Here is a 22,560-nt window from a genome sequence, read left to right on the forward strand (position 1 = left end):
TCCTCACGGCGGCAGACGCCGGCCCTTGATCTATTGGCGCGGGGTGCTGTCCCACTTCCAGTGGGTAAGTCGCTCTCGTCCTGCCAGCTCACCCCGGCCGGTTGCCCACAGCAAGGTCGGCCAGGGGGCGGTGCCGGGAGGAATCGTGGGGAACAGCCGCTGCAGCACACGCGCGCAGATCGCCGCGGGGGCAGTCCAGTCGAGCCCGAGGCCGAGTGCCAGGTCCTCGGCGTGTACGAACAGCTCCACCAGGCCCATGGCCGCCGAGCCTTCGGGATCTGTCGTCCCGTACAGGTGGAACGCACGAGCATGCGGCGGCGCCGTCCGCACCATCGCCACGTGGAGTGCCGCGCACGCCTCTAGCACCTGCACCAGGCCCTCCGGTCCGCTCTCGCGCTCGGCGTAGATCACGTTCCAGGGCTTGCCGGGCGCCTCCTGTCGCCAGATGAAGGGCACGTCGGCGGCGGCCGCAGGCGCTTGCGGGCCCAGCTGGGCAGCGTAGGAGAAAAGGTCGTCGGCCAGGTGCTCGGCAGTCTCCCAGCAGCTCCACTCCAGCGTTCCGGCGGGCCGGTTCCAGTCGGCGGCCAGGGCGGCAGGCTGGCGCAGCAGCGCGACGACGAGCCGGGCGCCCTCGGCGAGATCGTCGGCCGTCACAGGGCCTGCGGCGCGGGACGGTTCTACATGATCAAAGTCGGACATGCGTTGAGCCTAAAAGCCCATGTCCCGTACAACAATGCCTTTGCCCCTGAGGATCCCGCCCAATGTCCTCGGCCCGCAGCTGGAGTATTCGGTGATCTCAATGCGCACCAGGTGATTCGGGCACCGCCAAGTCGGCTCCGCTGTTGGCCTCGACGAGCGCCTCGAGCGGCCGGCCGCTGCCGCGCGCAGCATTGGCCGGCCGCTGAGCGAAACGGGCCGCCATCCGGACGGGGCAGGTGCCGGGGCAGGCGGATGCCCCGACCGGTAGCAGGTTCGTTGACATCCGGATCCCGACCCCCTGCCGTGGGGTCGCCCGCAGCGACATGGCGGTCCGACCTCGTCCCACCCACCTCCCGGACGCGGCGGTCGTCACGCCCGGGCACTCCTGGAGGCCCGGCAGAACATCACGGACACGACTGACGCCAGGGCGATGATGTGCCGCCATGACACGGCCCGGCGTGGGCAAGACCCCCGCCGCGAACGTCTGCCTGCGCGAGCTCGAGCGGACCGGGAGGAGGAAGTGTGCCGGATCAGCTTCCGGGCCCGCCTCACCCCCGAAAGTCGACGGCCAGTGCCCACTTGCGCCCCGACACCTTCCACCGGGCACGCTTGCATCGCCCTTTGGGTGTTGCGGGCTGAAGGCGCGCGGTCAGGCGACCTTCTGGTGCGGGGGCGTCTTCCGTGTCTTCACCCCGCAGACGATGAGCGCCAGCCCCGCGACGGCGATGCCGAGGTAAGCGGTGGGCGGAAGGTCGACGACCTTGTGCATCCAGCCCCACTCCGTGCCGAAGAAGGTCTGCGAGACGAAGCTGACGAGCCCCTGGGCTCCTATGACGTAGCCGATGCTTTCGACGGTGTATCCGAGGGTTGTTCGCACGGATCAACCTTCTCACGGCGGTGCCGGCAAGATCGTCCTCCACAGGGCGGAAAACGCAGTAGTCCAAAGGATGCAGGCGTGTGCGAGGGCATCGGCAGAGCGCGCAGATGACCAGCCCCGACGGGCTGCGGCCGGGCCGGTCCGTCCGGCCGTCCCACACATGCCGTTGGCGCCGACCAAGGTGCGGCGCCGTCGCCGGTCGGTTGAAGAGCAGGGCGCGCGCCGGGACCAATGCGCCGCCGCGGCCAGCCGGACCGCTAGCGGGGCACCGGTGGCCGCAGGCCCCGGGCCTCAGGCAAGGCCAACCCGTTCTCCGCGGACCGAACACAGCCCCACCCCATCCTCACCCGTCACCACGACAGGCACAGGTCAGAGCTGGCCCCACCAAACGTTCGAGACGTGCTTCGCGCCCCGTCGATGCTCAGGTCATCGGCGGAGCCGTCCCGGACCGGAGTTGAACGGTCAACGGATTGGTACCAGGCGGAACCGATTCTCTGGGGCCAGTTCACAGCGAGAAAGCTAGACATGTCTACATGCACGCCACCACCGACGCACCAGCAGGTTGAAAAAGACCCAGTGGTTGGGCTCAGCGCCCATCGCGTGGACGGTCAGGTCCCCTGCCCTGCCGCGAGCGCAGCATCGGTCCCCAGGTGCAGGCCGCGCGACCTGACCGGGGTTGGTCGAGGGGCATGCGCAGCCTCGCTCAGGGGGGGGGTGACCGCGCCGTCGGACTCGGTCATGTTCCTGGCACAGGGCTCGGCTCATGGCCCGCGCCAGATGTTGGCGAAGGCTGCGTTCTCGATGGTCCGCCGCTGGCGCACGGCCTCCAGCTCCCTCACCGCGTCGTGGACGGCGGCCACCACATGCGTCACCGCCTCGTCGTCGAGGCCGGTCCCGTCATCAGATCGTTCGTCGTCGATGCCCACGGCCACGGCGAGGGCGGTCAGGACGGGTTCCCCGTCTTTCCAGCGGTCGGCTGCGCGGCGGCGGGCGGGCGTATCGACCGGTTGCAGGCTTTTCGAGCCGAAGGGCGACCGGCTGCTTCGCTGCGGTGTTAGCTCACCGCTCTCTTCCAGGGCGGCCTGGTACGTGGCCGAGAGGTTCCGGCCCCGACGCCACAGCCAGTCCTCGACCCGCTCGTAGGGCAGCTGCCGAGTGAGACCTGCCGCAGCTTCGTCCAGAATCCCCTCGTCGAGCGGCGGCGGCCCACCTGGCACGATGTGGTCGCCGTCCAGGCCGACCGTCCCCGCACGGATGAGATCGATCAGCTCGGCTCCCGCGAGAGCGAGGGACAGGTCGCCCTGTCCCACGGCACGCTCCAGGTCGATGGCGATCATGAACAGGTCTTTCGCCGTGGTCATGAGGGGTCCCCCTTGGAGAACTTCGACCAGGGTGCCGTCTTCAGCGACCTGGCGACTACGTGGTGTGCAGAGGTTGCCTGAAGGACTTGCGGAACACCGGCCCGGCGAAGGGGATGATCGAGGACATCACCTTCGACTTCAACGAGGTGGGGTGCCGCTCGAGTCTGACGTCGACGCGGGTGCCGTTGTCGGTGGGAGTCATCTGAAACTGCCAGCCCCCCGAGCCGAAGGGCACCGAGTCACGAGTGGTGACGGTGACCCTGTTCGTCGAGGGGTCCCATTCGTAGCGTGCACGCTCCCATGACTTGTCGTTCCCCTCGGTCACCTCCGCCCAGGTGTCACCCCGCTCGTGAACCTGGAAGTGCTCGGCATCGATGGACGACCACTGCTCGACACGGGATGGGCTGAAGTTCGTCAGCACGCCCATCACCTCGTCCGGGCTCATCGAGGAGTTCACGTGGAAGTGTAGGGATGGCATGATCTGCTCCCTGGTTCGAGATGACCATTGCCTGCCGGCGTCTTCGGCGTTCATCGCTCGCGTGCCTGGCTCACTTCGCCGCCGCCGGTCCGCAATGACCGGAATGACCAACTTCCAGGATGCACCTCTGCCCAGGACTGTGCACCAGCAGGTTTCTGGCCCGCACCCGTGTGATCGTGTCCGGGGCCGGCGTGGTCTCGCGGAGTGAGGAAGGTGGACATTACCGCAGGCGGACTGATCGCTGCGACTGGCGAGTGTGAAACGGCTCGTCGAGCACTGCCGTGCACGCCGGCATGCCATTCAGGAACCCCAGGTGGGCGAGCACCAGAGCGCCGGAGCACTGGGCGACGATGAGCTGGCGCGACGAATCGAGCCGCAGCTCGGAGACCAGCTGGTCGTCGGCACCACTTCTCGCGCCTTCACGCCACTGCCGATCAGCACTACGTCGGCCTCGGTGACGAACTCCATCGGGCGCCGCCCCGTCACCTCGACGCCGTTCATCGACGTGACCACCGGTGTCGGCGTAGTGATGAAAGCTGCCGAGTTCGTTCAACCCGTCGAAGGTGACTACTGCTACCTGCTTCGCAACTCCCTCACGTACGGCATCCTGCAGTCTCCCCTGGGCCACCCGTACCAGACGAGGGCCAACCTGCTGCTTGTGACCTGCAGACTATCGCTCGAGCACCACCCGCATCAGGTCCCGACGCACGTCATTCCCGGACCGATGACGCGAGCGAGTCGCCCCCGGTTCCCCGAGGCCCCCGGCCCGGCACGGTCCGACAGCGCGTCCGTCGGCGGACAGCGGCGAACGCGTCCACGCCACCTGCCTAGCCCTCCTCCGCCGCGACGTTCGACTACGAAGAGGAGCCGGTCCTGGTCTCCTGCAGGGCGATGCGGTCACGACGGCAGTTCGGTCCCTGCCTGCTCGCGCACCATGTACTGGGCATACCAGTCCGGCCAGTTCTCGTCCTCCGCACCGATGCGGCTCTCGTGCTCCCCGTGCGCGGCCGCGGCACGGCGCAGCGCGCTCGCCAGGTCCTCGGCCGAGGCGAACGTCGTGGTCGCGGGATCGAGGCGTCCCGGAAGCCGGCTGGTCACCTCCTGCAGAAGCCAGCCGTTGCCGTCCGGGTCACTGAAGGACAGAAACGAGCTGTAGCTGGTGCGCTGTGGATCGGGCCCTGGCACCCGGACCTCCGTCCCGGCTTGGTGGAAGACGCCGCCGGCGTCGTGGAACACCGCGCTTGGCTCGGCTCCGAGCCGAGTCAGCTCAGCGTAGGCAGCATTGATGTCGTCCACGATCAGGTGCAAGCCCTGAGCTGAGCCCGGCGTCTGGGACGTGACCGAGGTGCCGAAGATGACCGATGCCGGTGAGCCCGGCGGCGTCACCTGCACTACCCGGAAGTTCTCGTCCGGGGCGACGTCCGCGTCCAGTCTCCAGCCCAATCGCGTGTAGAAGCTCTTGGCCCGGTCGATGTCGGACACCGGCACCACCACGACTTCAAGTTTCATGTCCATTGACTGACGCCTCCTGGGTGCGTACAAGATGCCGCCACGACGGGACTCGCACCGCCGGACGCGGGCGATGCCGGGGGGTCCGGACGGCGGCGGCGGCCGGGCTAACCCGGGCGGCGATGCGTGCGACGCGCTCGACTCCGGTCGGCATTTCCGACGCCTCCTGGGGCTTCCGCGGCCACCAGACGTGATCGTGGGCTGTTGATGTCCGTGCAGCGGAACCGAAGCGAACCGTGTGTACCCATCAGCAGAAACCCGTGGTGGGCATGGGCATGGCCGTGGCTGGCAGGCGGCTATGGTCTGTCTCTGAAGGCGCCGGTGCCGAGTCGGATGAGCAGCCAGAAGGTGATTGCGGTGCCGGTGCCGTAGGCGACGTGTGCGCCGAAATCCCAGGCCAGGACCTTTGTGTCGTACTGCCAGATGGGCTTGTAGAGCCCTGTGATCGGCAAGGTGATGTAGTCACCGGCGAACACCGCGGCACCCAATGGCACGCCATAGACAGGGGAAGGCCTGGGCAGTGATCCGGCCACGATGCCATAGGCGGCGCCCGCCGCTGAGCCGTAGGCCCAGTGAGCGATGGTGCTCGTGAGCCAGGCGGAACCATCGGGAAGCCGGCGCCGGGTGAAACCCTCGATGACCCGCTTCGCCACCTGCCCCGGGACGGGGGCCTTCTCCCAGCTTTCGACCGGCGCGAATTCCCAGGCGAGTGGGTTGTCCGTCCCGCCTGAGCGACGGTACTTCAGGTAATGGACGGCATCCAGACACACCGTTCCCACTGCCCCGGCCAGCAGGCCGGCCGTGACCGCCGCGAGGGGAGTCAGCGGGTTTCTTCGGGAGCGCATGACGCAATCTCCATATCGGTCAGGGCTAAAAGGATGACGCCCTTCCTCACCGGGGCCGCGGCGCGGAGGCATACGGCCCGCATCGAGTATCCGGCGGCCGGCGAACGTCCGCGAGCGCAGGAGGGGAGGGACCGTGGGTGCACGCAGGGACGACGTGCAGATTCGTTTCGTGTCTGCCGTCAACCACGCTCGACACGGGCACCGGCCGTGTCGTTGAGTGATGCCCTGCCGACAGATGGATCGTCCCTACGGGGTCCGCGGTACTCGCCTACTTCCAAGGGTGCGGGCAGCTGATGCACAGGCGTGTGGCTCCTGCGAACAGCCGACCCCGCAGGCGAATACCGACGGCGCAGGGCCGTATCCCCATTGGAGTTCCATGACCTCGGCGGGTTCCGGTCAGCGGCAAGCGCTCCCGCGGGCCTTTGCTGTGGCTCGTCATGGACGGTTGTGGCTGGTGCCGACCGTCCCGCCGCCCGGACAGCAACAGGCCGAGAACCGGGATCAGGCACACATTCCGTGAGGGTGATCAGCAGCTCGTGAGTCCGTCAGCAGCTGTTGGCGAACGCTGGTCAGTCAGCCCAGCCCTCGGTGTTCGAGCACGACTCGTAGGAATATCGCGTGTTGCGGTCCCATTCCTCCCCGGTGATGCGCTTGTATGCACGGTCCGGTGTGTAGAGCAGGCTCTCGGCCCAGATGAGCTTCGTGGCGTAAGGCTCGAAGACCGCAGGGTCTTGAAGGACGCTCTCGAAGACGGCGCGGCCAGCCGCGACGACGGCAGCCCGGGTGTAGAGGAAGGCGTCATCGGACAGGTTGTATCCGTATTCCTTGCGGTCGAGCTGGTAGAGCGCCCACGACAGTTGTTCCGCGAAGCCTGTGACCAGCGACAACGGGCACTGGGCAAGACGCTCGGTCAGTGCGGGTGCAAGCAGTTCGGCCTCAGGGTCAGGTTCCGTGGGCCTGCAGTCTTCGATGAGCTGCCAGAAAGCGTCTTCGTTCATACGGACGAGCATGACGCAGGGGTCTGACACCCCTGGCTGGCGGGTCACGGGTTTGCTGCCGCGGTGAGAAGGACGCGTTTGCGGAGCATGGGGAGCTTGGCCCGTCTCGATCGAGCACGATCGTCTCGGGTGTGGCCCGCTCGGTCACGGTTGTCCCCGTTCGAGGAGTTGGGCTTCGAGGTCGGCGATAGGATGCTGGCGACGTACATGACGGCGGGAGCAGTGGCCTCATAGATGGTGTTCTGGTGGTGTATCAGCTCGCCGAGTTCACTCAAGGCGGCGACCTGGACTGCGGGGTCAGGCTCCAACAGTCGCAGCAGGATGTCGGGAAGGTTCTCACCGGAGCCGAATGCCGTCTGGAGCGCACCCCAGTCAGTCTCGTCCAGGAGCACCCGATAGGGCGGCAAGCCAGGCTGGTAGGGATCTCCGGTACTAAATCGGCCGTGCGACACGGCCTCAGCGTAGACCGGCCTTCTGACATGGTTCGCTTCCATGCCCCGCTCGCACGGCTGGGCAGTCCTGCTGGGCCGTGCGAGCCAGCCAAAGGAAACGACGTCTAAGGGCCTGGACGCCCTTGTGGAAGGCTTCCGCGCCCCGCCCGGACGTGGAGGCCGCTCTGGTCGTGGCGGCCGCCGTGCGCGCCCGTACGGCCCGCGCCGAGCTCGGCGAGACGGCGCTGCTGTTCCTCGTTGAGCCGGCCGAAGTCGCGGCGCTGGGTGGCCGTCCAGCGGCCGATGTCCTCGCCGTGCCACGTCACCCCCGGCACGACGTTGGCCAGGCGCGCACCGCCCGCCAGCAGGGCCCGCAGGCCCGCGTACTGCCGCTGCCAGTCCACCGTCCACCCGAGCGTGCCCGGGTTCCAATCAGGGTCGATGGCGGCGAGGGCGGCGGCCCGCCGCTGCGCGCGTACGGGGTCCTTGCCGAGCCCGCCGGGCCGGCGGATGTTGGTCAGCCACTGCCCCACCGGCTTGTCCATCGCGGTCGCCTGCCGCGGCGCGGCCAGCGTCCCGTGCTTCGCGTAGTACGCCCGCGCGGCTGCGAGGTTCTCGGCGAAGCCGGCATCGGCGGTGTCCCACACAATCCCCAGCGTCTCGAGCTCCGCGGCCCGTTCGCCGGTCATCTGCCCGGCCCGGAACGTGCGGCGCTGGTCGGACAGCCACCTTCCCAGCGGATACGTCCCCTCGGTGTGGTCGTAGGGCACGTCCAGGTGCTGCTCGCGTTCGCGGTAGCGCCAGGCGGCCTCGACCCCCCGACGCCAGTCCTGGCGTTCGGTGTTGAAGACCTGGTAGCTGATCCACTTCGCGATCAGCGCGGGGTCGCGGGGGGCGGCGAACCGGAGCAGCAGCCGCGTCTCCGCCTCGCCGTCGGCGGGGGCCGCGCCGACCAGTGGCGACGGCTGTACCATGCGCTTCTGGTTTTCCTGGGGAATTGCGAGCATTTCCACAGCGCGTTCGTCATGCGCCCGAAGGCCTTTTATCTAGGGGTGGTTGGAGTGCGAGGGATGTTTGTTCAGGTTGTCACCTGCAGGAATGGTTGCCTGACCATCTCGGGGTGAGGGTGGGGGAGTGGTGGTTACGTTCGGCACGTGGAGCGCATCTACGTGGGCGAGCGGGCCGTCTCCCCGGTAACAGGCACAGCCCGGTGGGTTGTGGTGGATTCCCGGTCCTACGGGCTGCAGACCGAGGCCGTGGCCTATCTCGCGTCCCTGCGTGCCCGGGACTGCTCACCGAACACTGAACGCGCCTACGCCGGCCGGATCGCTCTCTATCTGAACTTCTGCCTGACGCGCCGTCTGGAGTGGAGGGCGCCCGGCTTCCGGGGGCTGGCCGCTCTGCAGCAGTGGCTCATCGAGGCTCCCCTGCCGTCCCGTAGCGGCGAGGCCAGGCCGGGACCGGTCCGGTTCCGCTCGCGGGCCATGCTGGAGGTGGGCGTACGCCGCACTGTCGTCCTGCGCTACGTCTACGAGGCGTAGCCGCGCTCACCGAAGCGGCAGTGCCGCCCATGTCGGGGCTGGGCGCCCCGACGTCGAGCCGCGCCCTTGCCGCAGGTTCGCCGCCCGGGAGCAGCGCCGTGCCTCGGGCGTCGCCGGGCTTCCGCGCCGGCGGGTGTTGCGGGGGAGTGGCAACACCCTTCGGCCGCCGGGGCGGCGGGCGTTCGCCTACCTCGGCGCGGGGCGCGCCCCAACCGGCTCGCGTCGGCAGCCTCGCCCGTACCGAGTGCGAGTCTTGGCTGGCCGGGGCACGCGGGACTCGCGGCCCGCCCAGTCGGTCGGATGGCCGTCAGCCTTGCGAGCACACCGGGTCAGCTGAATCTCCCGGCAGGAAAATCTCCCGTTCCTCTGCAGTGAGATCGCGGTTGACGCTTCGACAGATCATCCGGATTGCTGCGCTGGGTTCGGGGAGAGCCAAGTCCCACAGCCGTACGGTCCCGTCCAAGCTGGCAGTGGCGAGGCTGTGTTGGTCGGGGCTGAACGCCAGTGAGTCCACCTGATCCGTGTGGCCGGAAAGGACGGCTCGGGATCTGCCCGTGGCAACGTCCCATAGCCGTGCAGTGTTGTCGGCGCTGGCGGTGGCGAGGGTGCGCCCGTCCGGGCTGAACGCCACTGACCAGACCACATCCGTGTGGCCGGTGAGAATGGTACGGGTCTTGCCCGTGGTGACGTCCCACAGCCGGGTGGTGCGGTCGGCGCTGGCGGTGGCGAGGGTGCGCCCGTCCGGGCTGAACGCAACCGAGTACACCGTATTCGTGTGGCCGGTGAAGGTAGCGCCAGCCTTGCCCGTGGCTGCATCCCACAGCCGCGCAGTGCTGTCGGCGACGCCGGTGGCGAAGGTGCGTCCGTCCGGGCCGAACGCCACCGATGTCGCCGCGAACGGCGACCCATGAGCGACATCGATGGTGGTGCGGGTCTTGCCAGTGGCCACGTCCCACAACCGCGCTGTGGAATCACTGCTGCCGGTGGCGAGGGTGCGTCCGTCAGGGCTGAAGGCCACTGCCCACAGCGAGTCTGTGTGACCGGTAAAGGCGGCACGCTTCTTGCCGGTGGCCACGTCCCACAACCGCGCTGTGTAATCACTGCTGCCGGTGGCGAGAGTACGTCCGTCAGGGCTGAACGCCACCGAGTCCACCTCAGCCGTGTGTCCGGTGAGGATGCTGCGTGTCCTGCCCGTGGCCACGTCCCACAACCGCGCTGTACGGTCCGTGCTGCCAGTGGCAAGAGTGCGTCCGTCCGGGCTGAACGCGACCGACCCCACCGCATCCCTATGGCCGGCAAAGATCGTGCGGGTCCTACCGGTCGTCAAGGCCCATAGCCGTGCGGTCTTGTCGTCGCTGGCGGTGGCGAGGGTGCGTCCGTCCGGGCTGAAGGCAACAGCATCCACGGCACCCGTGTGACCGACAAAGGTGGCGCGCGTTTTGCCCGTGGCTACGTCCCACAGCCGTGCGGTTTGGTCGGAGCTGCCGCTGGCGAGGGTGCGTCCGTCCGGGCTGAAGGCAAGGGCCCACGCAGAGTCAGTGTGGCCGGTGAGGATGGTAGGCGGCTTGCTCGTGGCCAAGGCCCATAGCCGTGCAGTGTTGTCGGCGCTGCCGGTGGCGAGGGTGCGTCCGTCCGGGCTGAACGCAACCGCCCAAACCGCATTCGTGTGACCAGTAAAGGTGGTGCGGGTTTTGGCGGTGGCCACGGCCCACAACCGCGCTGTGCGGTCCTTGCTGCCGGTGGCGAGGGTGCGCCCGTCCGGGCTGAACGCCACTGCCCAGACCACATCCGTGTGGCCGGTGAGGACGGCACGGGTTTTGCCAGTGGCTACGTCCCACAGCCGTGCAGTGTTGTCGGTGCTGGCGGTGGCGAGGGTGCGCCCGTCCGGGCTGAACGCCACGTCCCAGACCTCGTTCCTGTGGCCGACAAGCGTGGTGCGTGTCTTGCTGTTGGCCAGGTCCCACAAACGGGCTGTGTGGTCGGTGCTGGCGGTGGCGAGGGTGCGCCCGTCTGGGCTGAACGCAACCGAGTACACCTCACGCCTGTGGCCGACCAAACTTCGATGCAGCGGGAGCGCTGCAGCGTCTTGCAGACTCGCAACTGCTTCGGGCGTGTGGCTCGTACGGTATGCCTGGATGGCTAGCAGGGACGCCAGGTCGGGATTCGTGTCGATGAGCCTGCTCGATTCCGCTGCGAGCTGCCGTGACACGGCAGATTGTCGTTCGGTGTCGACCGTCCGCCATTGCCACCATGCTGCCCCCGCGGCGACAAGCGCGAGGACCAGCAGCGCGGCAAGGATTGCGTTGAGGCGTCTGCTGCGCCAGGCGACGGCCTGCTGGCGTTGCCTGCTGGCGGTGATGAAGGCTGCGATGTCGCCGGGTAGGCGGCGTTGCAGTGACCATTCGAGGGCTTCCGCGAGTGCTGCTCCCCCAAGCAGGTTTCCCGGGTCGTCATCTGCCGCCCAGTGAGTGGCCCGTAGGCGGATGAGGTCGAGCCAGACCTGGAATCGACGGTCCTGGTTGACCCAGTCGCGCAGAGTGCCCCAGTCACGGACCAGAGCGTCGTGGATCAGTTCGGCCACCGGCAGTCCGGGAGTGGCAGCGGGGCGTTTGGGGTTACGGAGTGTTTGGGTCGTGATGATCCGGTGGCGTGTGAGGACGGAGATGACCTCGCCAACGGCGTTGTCGCCGTCGGGAGCGGCGTCGGGGCCAGCTGCCAGGTCGCGCAGTTCAGCCAGAGGAATCAGTGCGCGAGTGGCGGGTATGCCGTGGCTGGGGTCCGCGGGGCGCACGAGGGAGGTCAGGATGCGCTGTGCGATTGGGCGTTGATCGGCCGGCAGTTGGTTGAGCGCGGTGTCGCACCAGGTGGTCAGGCTTCCGGTGACTCCTCCGATGCGCTGGTAGGCCTGGTGGGTGAGGTAGCCATCGCGGCGTCGCTGCCACAGCTGGTCGAGGGTCAGCTCGAGCATGGGGAGCACGGTGACCGGTGCTCGGCGGGTCGCCATTCCGTCGGGGGTGCTGGCGAGGACGTCGGCGATGATGTGCTCGGGCAGGCCCTGTTCGAAGTGTGCGCCGGCCTTCAGAGCGGGCAGGGTGATGATGTCGTGCAGGTCGTCCTGGCTGAGCGTGCTCGGCACGTTGAGCAAACCTGGCGTCGCCGCTTTGAGCAGTTCGGGCGCCAGGGCGGCCTGTTGGGGGTAGAAGTCGTCGCGCATGATCATGATCACGGAGAGATCGGCGTGTGAGGTGATCGCGGCGGTGATCTGGCCGGTGGCGGCAAGGTGGCGTTCCTGCTCCCGGCTGGTGAGAGACTCCGCGAGGAGCTCTTCGTACTGGTCGATGACCAGTACGACACGCTGGTGGCCGGGTTCGGCTGTCAGCCTGCGTGTGACGGCTTCGGCGATACCGATGCTGTCGGCGCCGGGCAGTCCGTCGCGTTCGAGTTCGGCCAGCAGGTCCTGTCGTGGCCGGGTGATGATGGGCAGCCAGCGGTCGCTGCCGGGCAGTTCGCCGGCGGCCAGCGCGGGCAGGACGCCAGCTTGGACAAGCGAGGACTTGCCGGAGCCGGAGGGGCCGAGGAGCAGTGTCACGCGTTGCTGCTCGGCGAGGTTCGCCAGGACCTGTCGGACGGCGTCCTTGCGGCCCTGGAACCACTGGGCGTGTGCCGCGGTGAACGGCTCCAGTCCCCGGTAGGGGTATACGTCCTGCTCAGTCAGTTCGGGCAAGATCTCCCGCAGCACCTCGGTAGGAGTCACGTAGGCGATGTTCTGGCCCCGCTCGTGCTCATCGGGGGCGGTGATTTCGGTGAGCATGCCGATGACCAGGCCGGTCACCTCGTCGATGACCGGCCCGCCGCTGAACCCGGTGGTGAGGTCGTTGGCTTCGGTAAGCTGCAGGTGAGCGCCCCGGCCCTGGGTGGCGGGCAGTATTCCGCCGGCTTTGCCGTACCCGAAGTGGCCACCAGTAGGGGCCTGGGTCGGGAACCCGTACGACTGGACCCTGTGGCCCCGGGAGCCTGCTGCGGAGCTGAGGGCCAGGGGCGTGACGTCCCGGGTGACGTCGTCGCCGGTGCTCAGGCGTACGACGGCCACGTCCTCGGTCTCGGGGGCGCGCCACGCGTCCGCCGAGACCAGTCCCTCGACCTCGGGCGCGCCGTCCCCGTGCGGGAAGGCCACCCGCAGACTGTCACCGGGCCCGGCTCCGGCGGCGCGTACGACGTGCGCGCACGTCATCAGTACGCCCTCGGCGACGAGGAAGCCGACACCGGCTACCTGGCCGTCCGGTCCAAGGATCTGGGCAACGGCCTTGAGCAGTCCCGTCGAGCGGGAGTCCTGGTCGCCGTGGTTTCCGTTCGGGGGCGTGCCGGCGATGTCCATGGGATCAGTCCCCGGGCGAATCCGCGTCAGGGTGGCTGCTCTTCTTCCACGCCATCGTCACCCGCAGGTGGCAGTTGGCGCTGCTCTTGGTGATTACGGCCCCCGCCTCGAAGGCGAGGTCGACGCCGAACTCGACCGTGATCCGGTCGGGGCCTGCCTTGCGTAGCTGGTCGAGCGTGGCATTCGCCGCCTCCGAAACCGGACCGAGGGCCGCTTGCAGGTTTCCGGGGATTTCGCGGATGACGTCGCCGACGCGGCCGGCCTTCACTGGACCGTCGGCCGTCGCCGGCGCCTCCACCAGCAGAGAGCCACCGTTCGCCAAGGGAATCCGGGCCAAATGAGTCAAGGCTCCTCCCTTCCCACGTCTCCCGTGGCCCACCCCTCGATGTAATCCTCATCGAGGGGGGTGGCCGCCGCATCTGGGGCCGCACATATTGCGACGTCGTCCGACGTGGGGAGCATCTGGCTCCTGCTATTCGGCAGCTGTCCTCGGTGGCCCGGGCGCTGGGGTCGCGGCCGCTCCTGGCCGGTGACCTGCTGGTTTGCGGATGCTGGCATCACGCTGCGGATCGGGAATTTGTTGTTACCGGGGGAGCCGCTTACCTGATCTTTTCGTAAGTTCGGTGGGTGTGGTGGATGGATGGTCAGGCCGGTGTGGGCGAGGAATGACCATGGCAGTTGTGGGTTGGTGTTGATGCGGTGGATGCCTTGCTCGGTGGCGTCGGCGACATCGGCGAGGTGGTCGCCGGCGAGGTTGGCGAGTTCACGTTTCTTGATTGAGGACCACAGCAGTTGCACCGGGTTGAGCTCGGGAGCGTAGGCGGGTAATCGTTCCAGGGTGAGCCAGTCCTGTTCGGCGGCCCAAGCCCGCATCGCGCGGCTCCAGTGGGCGGACAGGCCGTCCCAGACCAGGACCACCCGCTCGCCACAGTAGAACACCTTCATCTGCTCCAGAACCTCGATGAGGGCGGCGGTGTCGTAGCTGCCGGGCTTGAGGTGGAAGCACAGGCGGGCCCCGCGATCGGGGTCGGTGGAGTGGTAACCCAGGGCCCCGGCCATCGACGCGCGCTTCCAGTTCAAGCGGTGCCGCAGCAGCGGGGTCCGACCTCGGGGTGCGTAGGTGCGGCGGATCTGAGGGAGCAGGGAGACGCCTGATTCGTCAAGGAAGACGATCCAGGCACGTGTGTTCACGGCCCCTTTTTGATGCGCGGCCACTCGTGCGCGATCCAGCGGGCGATCTCCGACCCGTCCCGCTCGACCGCCCGCCGCTCGGGCCGCTGCAGACTCCATCCGAGCCGGCCGGTCAGCAACCGCCACACCGACGCCCTCGACAACACCACCCCCGTCACCCGCTCAACGACGGCGCCAACTCGTTCCAGGGTCCACAGGTCGGCCTCGAAACCATGCGCCTGGGCGCCTTGCTCCAACGCGGCCCGGACCATCTCGAGCTGGGTGTCGTCCAGCTTGGGCGGACGACCGGTGGCCGCACGCCGCCGCAAGGCCGAAGCACCGCCTTGCTCCCACACCCGCCGCCAACGCCGCACACTCTCGGCACACACCCCCACCGCCCCCGCGATCTCCGCATTCGAGACGCCGTCCTCGAACAACTCGACCGCCCGAACACGACGCGCCTCCGCCAACTGAGGCCGTGACAACGGAGGAAGGGAGGAGCCGACAGCCGAAGAGGAAGGTTGATAAGCCACCCCGACAGCCTCCCACCCACACGGCCACCCCACTCACCGAACTTACGAAAAGATCAGTAAGCCCGTCCCGAGGGCGAGGCAGCCGAGAGGGCGTCCGAGGGCCACCACCGCGCGCTGCCCGTAAGCTCCGGAGCGGGTGGGTGGCCCGACCTGAGCGGGTTGGACCTGTTTGGGTCAACGAGCTAAACCCGCGAACTCCGAAGGGCCGGACCGTGATCGGTCCGGCCCTTCGACGTGCTGCCGGTCAGCGCTGTCAGCGCTGTCAGCGCAATGGTCGACGATGGAGTCACCGGCAGGCCCGGACCTTCGCCAGCAACAGCTACAACCGGGCCTGGATGCGGTACTACAACCAGCGCGGCTATCTGCTGCAGTATCTGTACCGGGTAGCCGACTGGCTCTACTGGAACCACTACCTCGCACGATGACGGCTCTCCGGTCACAGGCCCCCCGGGGCAGGTGACCGGCTGACGCACCACCCAGGGGGACCGGGTCCGCACCCTTGCCAGGACCGGACCCGGTCCCCTTCGACTCCATCCGCCCCACCACGTTCCGCCGAGGAGCCCTCGTGCCGTTCCGGATCCACCCCCTCCGTGTGGGCGCCCTGCTGCTCTCGACCGCCCTCGTGGTGGGAGGGGCGAGCAGCTGTTCACTCTTGTCCCCCTTCACCTCCTGCGACGGCACCGAAAGCCGGGTGCGGGACCTGGCGGCACTGCCGCTGCTGGCCTCCGCACCACCTGGCGCGAAGGCAGCCGCGGGCGACGCCGCCGCCTACTCCGGATGCGAGGACGACAGCGGTGACGCCTGGCTTTCCGCGGGGCGTCTCTACGCCTACCCCGGCACCGCGCAGGAGGTCATAGCCCACTACCGCAAGGCGGCCGCCGCCGACGGCTGGCAGCTCCACACGCCTCCGTCCCCGCACGCGGATCCCGATCTGGAGGCGTGCTTCACCCAGGGCGAGGAGGGACACTTCAAGCAGGTCACCGTCAATTTCGTGTCCCCTCGCGAGCTCAAGGAGATCTACGGGCAGTCGTTGGGCCCGGACTTCACCACGGGCCTGGCCTACCGCGTCGAAGCCGGCTCGGAGGCCGACGGAGCCCGAACCCCCTGCTGGGGCTGACCCGCCGCGGGGGAGGGGCGAGCCCGTGGGCCGGGACGGTGTCCCCGCGCTCATCGTGAGAGCGGTATCCCCACCGGACGGATCCGCGGCGCCCTACTGGCGGGCTGGTGGACACCACAGCGGCACCGGCCCTGGCAATGCAGGAGGTGCGACAGTTTTGTCCTCCAGCCGCCTGATCCGAGCAGCAGACCGAGCCGGCGCCGCAACGTGATGGGGATTCCTGAAAAAACGGGGGCTGCCCGACGCCCACTCGGTCCAAAGTCCAACAGAGTGGGGAGTTGCAACGAGCGCGACTCATGGTGTCGGGGAGCCAGGCTGCGCAGGTCGTGTCGTGGACCAGTGAGGGTGGGCAGTGGTGGGGCTGCTGACCTGGGGTTGTGCAGGTTGGTTGAGCGGGTTGGTGCTGTGGCGGCTAACTGAGTCTGCGCAGTGTTTGGGCATGTCGGCCGTCTGGTCTGCGCCGTTTTTCGGTCGAGGTACGGTTGCGCAGGTTGATTGGGTGCTGCGCAGCTTTAACGGGCGGCGTGTGGTGGCCTGTCTGTACTCTGAGCAGGCTTTCTGACCTGTTCAAGTAGTACTCAAGGGGGCTGGTGTCTCGTCGCCGACTCGTAGTTTCCGTGGCTGCCATCGCGGCCAGCGTTGGCCTCATACCGGGCCTGGCTCAGGCGGCCGATCCGCTTGTACCAGGCGTCCGCGGTGGGATCGCGGTGCCCGACGCCGATGTGGTTTCGGCCAAGACGTCGGGGGAGGTGTTCACCAGCCCTGGGAACCGTACGGTCCGCAGTGTCTCGTCATCGGACAAGAGCCGCTCGGTGGCGCCGTCCGCAGAAGCGGCCCCTGAGATCCGGCTGACCAGCTGGTCTCCCAGCGCGCACGGGGTGGTGCTGCGTGCCGACTTCCAAAGTGGGAGTGCACCACTCAACGTCACAATCGCCTGGGGTGATGGCAGCCAGCAGACGGTCGCATACGACGGCTCCACCCATGTGGGTGAGGTGCACAAGTATGCCGAGGTCGGCAAGTACACGATCACAGTGACTGTGACGGACCCGGCGAGCGGGACCCAGGCCGTCAACAAGGTCGATATAGAGACGTGGGGCGGGGACTACACCCCTCATGCTCCCTTGCGCCTCCTGGACACCCGCAACGGCACGGTACGGACAAGAGCAAGATCACTCCGAAGCAGCCGGCGGTGGTGAGGGTCAGGGGCAACAGCACGTTGCCCGACGGAGTCACCGCCGTGGTTCTCAACGTCACGGTCACCAACACCACCAGCAGCGGCCACATCACCGGCGTCGGCAGCGGTACGCCGGACAGCACGTCGAGCATTAATTACGGTCCCGGAGAGACCGTGCCGAACCTGATGATCCTGCCTGTCAGCTCGGACGGGAACGTGTACGTGTGGAACGAGGGGTGGGAGTCGGTCGACCTGATCGCCGACATAACCGGCTACTTCACCAAGTCGGCATCCAGCGGCTACGTTTCGCTTTCTCCCACCAGGGTCGTCGACACCCGTGAGGGTCAGGGCGCGGCCAAGCGTCAGGTCGCCGGGCAGGGCTCCTTCAGCGCGCAGATTGGCGGAGTAGGTGGTGTTCCGAAGGGTGCCACCGCCGTATCGCTCAACGTCACGGTCACCAACCCGCGCGAGGCCGGCCATCTGACCGTCTACCCCAGCGGAGAGCAGACGCCGACCGCATCGAACCTTAACTTCACCCTCCCGGTCAGACCGTCGCCAACGCGGTCATCGTGCCCGTGGGCCCAGACGGCAAGATCGTTGTCCGCAACGGATCCTGGCAGCCCACTGACGTCGTCATCGACGTCAACGGCTACTACACCCCCGACAGCAGTGCCGCCTACACGCTGTACAGAGCGAGTCGACTGTTCGACACCCGTGAGAGCGGTCACCCACTCGCGGCGCGGGACATCTACCGGCAGTCCTTCGATCTGGACCTCCAGCACGTCGAGGCCCTGATCCTGAACACTACGGTCACCAACACTACCGGTGCAGGCTTCCTCTCGGTGACCTCTGAATCCGGCAAGCCTGAGCAGGCTGGGAACGGCTCACCGATTCCGCCGGCTCGTCCTATCTCCTCCGTACTGAATTGGACGGCAGGTAAGACAGTCGCAAACTTCGCTCAGGTGCGCCCAGGTAAGGCCATTTCTTATTGGAACCAGGGCTGGGAAAATATCGACCTGATCGTCGACTACAACGGCTCCTATAGCACTGATTGAGCCGCGGCTGTGCCGCGGTCGATCTGTTCGCCGCATCGATGGCCGAGGCCGCCCAGACGTCTGCGGCGGCCTACCGGCTGATGCTGACCATCTCCGACGCCGTACGCCGAGCCGCCCAGAAACTGCGCATGGGTGAGGAGGAGGAACTCACCGAAGACGAGGAGAAGCTGGCCCCGGGCTGGCTGCGCAGGTTGGTTGAGTGCTACGCCGCGCTTGGTTGTCCATGGGGCCGCAGAGGCTGTCCGCATGAGATTGTGCTTGGTTTGTACTGGTCAGGCCGGTGTGGGTGGTTTATGGGGGACGACTCGATGCGCTGAGGCTGGTGTCACTGGGATGAGTTGGCCTGGACAACGAGACGCGGCGTAGCACGCAGGTTGGTTGGGTTGCGACGCCGCGTGTGGTTGTCCATCAGGCCGCGTGGTCTGTCCCGTGTTTCGGATGCATGGTCCGTGCTCGTCACGGCGGTGCGGGGGTTCTGTGAGGGACAGTCTGGCGCGGTCAAGTTGGTGTCATCGAAATGAGCTGACCTGGTCAACAGGATGCGGTGTAGCAGGTTGAGCAGTGCGCAGTTTCACCGATCGGCGACATCCTGTCGAGGGTCAGTGAATCTGCGCAGTCGTCATGCTTCTGACCTGGGGTTGTGCAGTTTGGTTGAGCGGGTTGCCGACTGGCTGGCTCACTGGATCTGCGCAGGAAGCGGTGCTGCCAGTTGTCTGACCTGCAGAGTTTCTAGCCTCGGGCCTGGTTGCGCAGGTTGGTTGGTTGTTGCGCAGTTTCACTGATCACCGGTATGTGGTGTGGGCTCGGGGGTGGGCTGCAGCAACCGTCGCGCGGCGGTCTCGGCGCCGTTACTCGCACCGCTTCGGCGACGAGGGCGGCACGAGCCGTCACGGCGAGCCGGACAGCTCCTAGCCGACCCAGCCCTACTACCCCTCCGACATGGCCAAAGCACGGGGATGGCTGGAGGGACGTCGCCTGCCGGGTCTGCTGGGCGTATGCCTCCAACGTGCACACGCGCCCCTTGATGCCAGCTGGCGCGTCCTCTTCGACGTCGTCCTCGCTGCCGGTGCCCGACTCGCCGTGCCCGACCTGCCGGTGGTTGGGACGCGGTCGGCGGGGTCAGCCTGCGTAGTCGCGAATGACGCGGCGGGCCAGGGCGGCGCGGGCCGGGGCCAGTTCCTGTGCCACCGCCGCGGCACGGTCTTCGTCGTGCGTGACCTGCGCCGTGTACGGGCCGCCCGCCGCGGCACACCGGCGGCGCAGGTGGGTCGGCGGGTGCGTGCTGTCCACGCTGTGCCCGCGCCGGGCCGCGACCCGGCGCAGCCGCTCGTACTCGTGCTCCGGCACGACGGCCATGCGCGCGGCCAGCCGCTCCCACAGCCCGCGTTCCGCCGCGTCGCGTGCCTCGCGGCCGGCCGAGCCGCCCTGCATCTGGGCGGCCACCGACTCCCGGCGCAGCTCGGGGCCGACCGCCTGACTGACCAGCACGCGGTCCAGCAAACCGACGGCTGCCTCCGTGGACCCGGCCCTGGCCGCGCTGACGTCGGCCAGGTACTCGGCGCGCTGCGAGGCGCGCAGCGTCAGGTGGTCGAGGAGTATGAGCAGTCCGTACGTTGTCCACCGGGGCAGGAACGTCACCGCGTTCACAAACCGGTCCATCAGCCCCTGCGGCCGGCTCGCCGCCAGCATGTAGAACCAGGTGGACAGCGCGTGCAGCGCTCCGCCCGTGACGATGCCGCGCCGGGTGTCCCCATGGGCGAAGTGTCCCAGCTCGTGGCCCAGCAGCGCCACCCGTTCCTGGGGCGGGAGGATCTCCCACAGCCCGAGGCCCAGGATCATCATGCGCCGCGCCCGCAGGCCGTACGTGGTCACCGCCGCGTTGGCCTCGGGGACCACCACCACGGCATGCACCCCGGCCGTCCCGACGGCGGTCCCCACCTCGTCGATCAGCTCGAACAGCCGCGGCGCGTCGGCGCGGTACAGCACCGGCGCGTCCTTCGGGAGCCGTGCGGGCCTCGGCCGCAGCACCGCCGCGAGCCCGAGCAGCAGCGCGCCCACCACGGGCTGCACGCCGGTGTCCCAGCCCAGTACCACCAGCAGTATCCCCGCCACTGCCAGCACCATGGTCACCCCGTGCACCACCAGGGAGAGCCCGAACGCCGCCAGGGTCGCGGCATCGCGCCCTACGGGCGCGCTCCGGCCCCCGCCCTGCTCCATCTCGGCCGCGAGCTGCTCCCCGTACTCGTGTGCCAGTCTGCGCCGCGCGGCCGGGATCCGGCCCGGCTCGGGGTCCTGTGCGCCCGGATCCACGTTCCAGTCGCACGCGGCGCACCAGTCGACGTACCTCTCGTCCACCGGAACCGGGGCCCGGCACTCCGGGCACTCCCGAACGGACGTCGCCTCTGCGGCGCTTCTGTTTTCCATGGTTCCCTCCCCTCCACGGACCGGAAGGCCCGCGGTCCGGGCAGGATAGGACGCCCGCGCCCAGCCCGCGAAACTCAGGCTGGCCTGCACCGTTTACGCGCGCGAGCGTGGTGATCTTGGGTTGCGTCCTTGGAAGTGGTGTACGGGTTCTACCTGTTCCGGGGGTTTGTGCCGGGATTCGGGTGGGTGCCCGCATAGACGAACGGCCACCGGCTGATCTTCGAGATGTCTAGTCACGAAGGAGATCAGCACGATGACCGCACCTGACAGTCTGCCCCTGCACGCGCTCGCCGAGGAGAACCTCGCCACGGCGAGTCCCGATCTGCTGCGCGCGATGATCAAGACGTTCGCCGACGCACTCATGTCCGCGGAGGCCGATGCCCTCTGCAACGCCGAATACGGGCAGGTCAGCGAGGAACGCGTCAACCACCGCAACGGATACCGCCCGCGCGAGTGGGACACCCGCGCCGGCACGGTCGAGCTGGCCGTCCCCAAGCTGAGGCAGGGCAGCTACTTCCCGCACTGGCTCCTCGAGCGCCGCCGCCGGGCCGAACAGGCCCTGATCTCCGTGGTCGCCACCGCCTACCTCCTCGGTGTCTCCACCCGCCGCGTCGAGAAGCTCGCCGAGTCCCTCGGCGTCACCCAACTGTCGAAGTCCCAGGTCAGCGCCATGGCCAAGCACCTCGACGAGCAGGTCGCAGCCTTCCGCAACCGGCCCCTGGACGCCGGCCCGTACTCGTTCGTCTGGGTCGACGCGCTCACCCAGAAGGTCCGCGAGGGCGGCCGCATCATCAACGTCCACGCGCTGATCGCGGTCGGCGTCAACGCCGACGGCCACCGCGAGATCCTCGGCCTGGACGTCGCCACCGCCGAGGACGGCGCCGGCTGGCTCGCCTTCCTGCGCTCACTGATCGCCCGCGGCCTCACGGGCGTCCAGCTCGTCGTCTCCGACGCCCACGTCGGCCTCGTCGACGCCATCGGCGCCACCCTGCCCGGCGCGTCCTGGCAGCGCTGCCGCACCCACTACGCCCGCAACCTGCTCAGCCAGGTCCCCAAATCGGCCCAGCCCTGGGTGGCCACGCTCCTGCGGACCGTCTTCGAACAGCCCGACACCGACGCGGTGAAAGCACAGATGCGACACGTCCTGGACGCACTGGAGGCCAAGTTCCCCAAAGCGGCAGCCCACCTGGACACCGCCCAGCACGACCTGCTGGCCTTCACCGCCTTCCCGCGCGAGATCTGGAAGCAGATCTGGTCGAACAACCCGCAGGAACGGCTGAACAAGGAGATCCGCCGCCGCACCGACGTCGTCGGCATCTTCCCCGACCGCACCGCCGTCATCCGCCTCATCGGCGCGGTCCTGGCCGAGCAGAACGACGAATGGACCGAGGCCCGCCGCTACATGGGCCGCGAGCTCCTCGCCAAGGCCGCCTCCACCCGATCGAGTCAGAAACCGACGACCCCACCATCCCGACCGAACTCACCGCATAACCTCAAAGACGAGATCACCGAGTGGCCGTCGATACACCACTCGGGTCTGTCAATCGAACGGTGTAACGAGGGCGGTTGGGGTTACTGGCGTGCTGCCGAGAGCCGACCGTCGAAGGTGATGTCGAAGGCGTTGAGTGCGGTCTTCCAGCGCATGGTCCAGCGGGCGCGGCCCTTGCCCGTGGGGTCCAGGGACATGATCGCCATGTAGACGCACTTCAGGGCGGCGGTTTCGTTCGGGAAGTGCCCGCGGGCCTTGACCGCCCGCCGGATGCGAGCGTTCACGGACTCGATCGCGTTGGTGGTGCAGACGATGCGGCGGATCTCGGTGTCGAACCGCAAGAACGGAGTGAACTCTTCCCAGGCGTTCTCCCAGAGCCTGACGATCGCCGGATACTTGCGGCCCCAGGCATCGGCGAACTCGGCGAACCGCTCCAGGGCAGCCTCCTCGGTCGACGCCGTGTAGATGGGCTTGAGGAGCTTGG

21 protein-coding genes and 1 pseudogene are annotated in these 22,560 nt (G+C 68.1%); 6 read left to right on the forward strand and 16 right to left on the reverse strand.

The window, feature by feature from the left end; translation table 11 throughout:
• Nucleotides 1–30: 30 nt before the first annotated feature.
• The 10 genes from AB0F11_RS30390 to AB0F11_RS30435 form a co-directional block, all read right to left on the reverse strand.
• Complete coding sequence (locus tag AB0F11_RS30390; RefSeq protein ID WP_362180476.1) at nt 31–699, reverse strand: hypothetical protein; 669 nt, start codon at nt 697–699, stop codon at nt 31–33.
• Between the two features lie 649 nt (nt 700–1,348).
• Nucleotides 1,349–1,576 carry a hypothetical protein gene (locus AB0F11_RS30395; RefSeq protein WP_362180479.1) on the reverse strand — a complete coding sequence of 76 codons (228 nt, stop codon included), beginning with the start codon at nt 1,574–1,576 and terminating at the stop codon, nt 1,349–1,351.
• A gap of 761 nt (nt 1,577–2,337) precedes the next feature.
• A complete protein-coding gene (locus AB0F11_RS30400) occupies nt 2,338–2,937 on the reverse strand; it encodes a GPP34 family phosphoprotein (RefSeq protein WP_362180482.1) in 600 nt (199 codons plus the stop codon).
• A gap of 55 nt (nt 2,938–2,992) precedes the next feature.
• Complete coding sequence (locus AB0F11_RS30405; protein ID WP_362180485.1) at nt 2,993–3,415, reverse strand: hypothetical protein; 423 nt, start codon at nt 3,413–3,415, stop codon at nt 2,993–2,995.
• A 220-nt stretch (nt 3,416–3,635) separates the two neighbouring features.
• Nucleotides 3,636–3,968 carry a hypothetical protein gene (locus tag AB0F11_RS30410; protein ID WP_362180487.1) on the reverse strand — a complete coding sequence of 111 codons (333 nt, stop codon included), beginning with the start codon at nt 3,966–3,968 and terminating at the stop codon, nt 3,636–3,638.
• A gap of 344 nt (nt 3,969–4,312) precedes the next feature.
• Nucleotides 4,313–4,930, reverse strand: a complete 618-nt coding sequence (locus AB0F11_RS30415) for a VOC family protein (RefSeq protein ID WP_362180490.1) — start codon at nt 4,928–4,930, stop codon at nt 4,313–4,315.
• A 290-nt stretch (nt 4,931–5,220) separates the two neighbouring features.
• Nucleotides 5,221–5,769, reverse strand: a complete 549-nt coding sequence (locus tag AB0F11_RS30420) for a hypothetical protein (RefSeq protein WP_362180492.1) — start codon at nt 5,767–5,769, stop codon at nt 5,221–5,223.
• Between the two features lie 569 nt (nt 5,770–6,338).
• Entirely contained in the window at nt 6,339–6,767 is a 429-nt protein-coding gene (locus AB0F11_RS30425; RefSeq protein ID WP_362180495.1) for a DUF4240 domain-containing protein, read from the reverse strand.
• Nucleotides 6,768–6,811: 44 nt separating this feature from the next.
• Nucleotides 6,812–7,159 (reverse strand): hypothetical protein, encoded by a 348-nt coding sequence (locus AB0F11_RS30430; RefSeq protein WP_362180496.1) that lies wholly within the window; start codon nt 7,157–7,159, stop codon nt 6,812–6,814.
• Between the two features lie 164 nt (nt 7,160–7,323).
• Nucleotides 7,324–8,172, reverse strand: a complete 849-nt coding sequence (locus tag AB0F11_RS30435; protein ID WP_362180499.1) for a helicase associated domain-containing protein — start codon at nt 8,170–8,172, stop codon at nt 7,324–7,326.
• Between the two features lie 246 nt (nt 8,173–8,418).
• Here AB0F11_RS30435 and AB0F11_RS30440 point away from each other — a divergent pair, with 246 nt between their 5' ends.
• A complete protein-coding gene (locus AB0F11_RS30440) occupies nt 8,419–8,739 on the forward strand; it encodes a hypothetical protein (RefSeq protein ID WP_362180502.1) in 321 nt (106 codons plus the stop codon).
• A 307-nt stretch (nt 8,740–9,046) separates the two neighbouring features.
• On the opposite strand, the gene AB0F11_RS30445 is transcribed toward AB0F11_RS30440, so the two are convergent.
• Genes AB0F11_RS30445 through AB0F11_RS30460 form a run of 4 tightly spaced genes read right to left on the reverse strand, consistent with a single transcriptional unit; the run spans nt 9,047 to nt 14,721 of the window.
• Nucleotides 9,047–13,114 carry a trypsin-like peptidase domain-containing protein gene (locus AB0F11_RS30445; RefSeq protein ID WP_362180504.1) on the reverse strand — a complete coding sequence of 1,356 codons (4,068 nt, stop codon included), beginning with the start codon at nt 13,112–13,114 and terminating at the stop codon, nt 9,047–9,049.
• Nucleotides 13,115–13,118: 4 nt separating this feature from the next.
• A complete protein-coding gene (locus AB0F11_RS30450) occupies nt 13,119–13,460 on the reverse strand; it encodes a CU044_2847 family protein (RefSeq protein WP_362180506.1) in 342 nt (113 codons plus the stop codon).
• Nucleotides 13,457–14,305, reverse strand: coding sequence for a transposase (locus tag AB0F11_RS30455; RefSeq protein ID WP_362180509.1), 849 nt, complete (start codon nt 14,303–14,305; stop codon nt 13,457–13,459). The genes AB0F11_RS30450 and AB0F11_RS30455 overlap by 4 nt, the downstream gene beginning before the upstream one ends.
• A complete protein-coding gene (locus AB0F11_RS30460; protein ID WP_362180512.1) occupies nt 14,302–14,721 on the reverse strand; it encodes a winged helix-turn-helix domain-containing protein in 420 nt (139 codons plus the stop codon). Before AB0F11_RS30460 ends, AB0F11_RS30455 begins: the two co-directional genes overlap by 4 nt.
• 661 nt (nt 14,722–15,382) lie before the next feature.
• On the opposite strand from AB0F11_RS30460, the gene AB0F11_RS30465 reads away from it, so the two are divergent.
• The 4 genes from AB0F11_RS30465 to AB0F11_RS30480 all read left to right on the forward strand — a co-directional run bounded on the left by AB0F11_RS30465 (nt 15,383) and on the right by AB0F11_RS30480 (nt 18,480).
• Nucleotides 15,383–15,934: a hypothetical protein gene (locus tag AB0F11_RS30465; RefSeq protein WP_362180514.1), complete on the forward strand. Its 552-nt coding sequence runs from the start codon at nt 15,383–15,385 to the stop codon at nt 15,932–15,934.
• Between the two features lie 617 nt (nt 15,935–16,551).
• Entirely contained in the window at nt 16,552–17,130 is a 579-nt protein-coding gene (locus AB0F11_RS30470) for a hypothetical protein (RefSeq protein WP_362180517.1), read from the forward strand.
• Nucleotides 17,131–17,683: 553 nt separating this feature from the next.
• Nucleotides 17,684–18,163, forward strand: a complete 480-nt coding sequence (locus tag AB0F11_RS30475) for a hypothetical protein (RefSeq protein WP_362180518.1) — start codon at nt 17,684–17,686, stop codon at nt 18,161–18,163.
• 38 nt (nt 18,164–18,201) lie between these two features.
• Nucleotides 18,202–18,480: a hypothetical protein gene (locus tag AB0F11_RS30480; protein WP_362180521.1), complete on the forward strand. Its 279-nt coding sequence runs from the start codon at nt 18,202–18,204 to the stop codon at nt 18,478–18,480.
• 802 nt (nt 18,481–19,282) lie between these two features.
• Here AB0F11_RS30480 and AB0F11_RS30485 read toward each other — a convergent pair.
• Nucleotides 19,283–20,587, reverse strand: coding sequence for a M48 family metallopeptidase (locus AB0F11_RS30485; RefSeq protein ID WP_362180523.1), 1,305 nt, complete (start codon nt 20,585–20,587; stop codon nt 19,283–19,285).
• Between the two features lie 253 nt (nt 20,588–20,840).
• Here AB0F11_RS30485 and AB0F11_RS30490 point away from each other — a divergent pair.
• Nucleotides 20,841–22,078, forward strand: a pseudogene (locus tag AB0F11_RS30490) (IS256 family transposase).
• Between the two features lie 81 nt (nt 22,079–22,159).
• On the opposite strand, the gene AB0F11_RS30495 reads toward AB0F11_RS30490, so the two are convergent.
• Nucleotides 22,160–22,560, reverse strand: a 401-nt coding sequence (locus AB0F11_RS30495; RefSeq protein WP_362180526.1) for a transposase, incomplete at its 5' end; no start/stop codon positions are given.

This window comes from Streptomyces sp. NPDC032472, from assembly GCF_040636955.1.
GTDB lineage: Bacteria > Actinomycetota > Actinomycetes > Streptomycetales > Streptomycetaceae > Streptomyces.

What these genes read in the sequence shown, in the direction of transcription:
- AB0F11_RS30435 (WP_362180499.1), bottom strand. Translation starts at nt 8,172, where the DNA reads ATGGTACAGCCGTCGCCACTGGTCGGCGCGGCCCCCGCCGACGGCGAG.
- AB0F11_RS30425 (WP_362180495.1), bottom strand. Translation starts at nt 6,767, where the DNA reads ATGAACGAAGACGCTTTCTGGCAGCTCATCGAAGACTGCAGGCCCACG.
- AB0F11_RS30420 (WP_362180492.1), bottom strand. Translation starts at nt 5,769, where the DNA reads ATGCGCTCCCGAAGAAACCCGCTGACTCCCCTCGCGGCGGTCACGGCC.
- AB0F11_RS30400 (WP_362180482.1), bottom strand. Translation starts at nt 2,937, where the DNA reads ATGACCACGGCGAAAGACCTGTTCATGATCGCCATCGACCTGGAGCGT.
- AB0F11_RS30445 (WP_362180504.1), bottom strand. Translation starts at nt 13,114, where the DNA reads ATGGACATCGCCGGCACGCCCCCGAACGGAAACCACGGCGACCAGGAC.
- AB0F11_RS30390 (WP_362180476.1), bottom strand. Translation starts at nt 699, where the DNA reads ATGTCCGACTTTGATCATGTAGAACCGTCCCGCGCCGCAGGCCCTGTG.
- AB0F11_RS30405 (WP_362180485.1), bottom strand. Translation starts at nt 3,415, where the DNA reads ATGCCATCCCTACACTTCCACGTGAACTCCTCGATGAGCCCGGACGAG.
- AB0F11_RS30415 (WP_362180490.1), bottom strand. Translation starts at nt 4,930, where the DNA reads ATGGACATGAAACTTGAAGTCGTGGTGGTGCCGGTGTCCGACATCGAC.
- AB0F11_RS30480 (WP_362180521.1), top strand. Translation starts at nt 18,202, where the DNA reads ATGGCCGAGGCCGCCCAGACGTCTGCGGCGGCCTACCGGCTGATGCTG.
- AB0F11_RS30485 (WP_362180523.1), bottom strand. Translation starts at nt 20,587, where the DNA reads ATGGAAAACAGAAGCGCCGCAGAGGCGACGTCCGTTCGGGAGTGCCCG.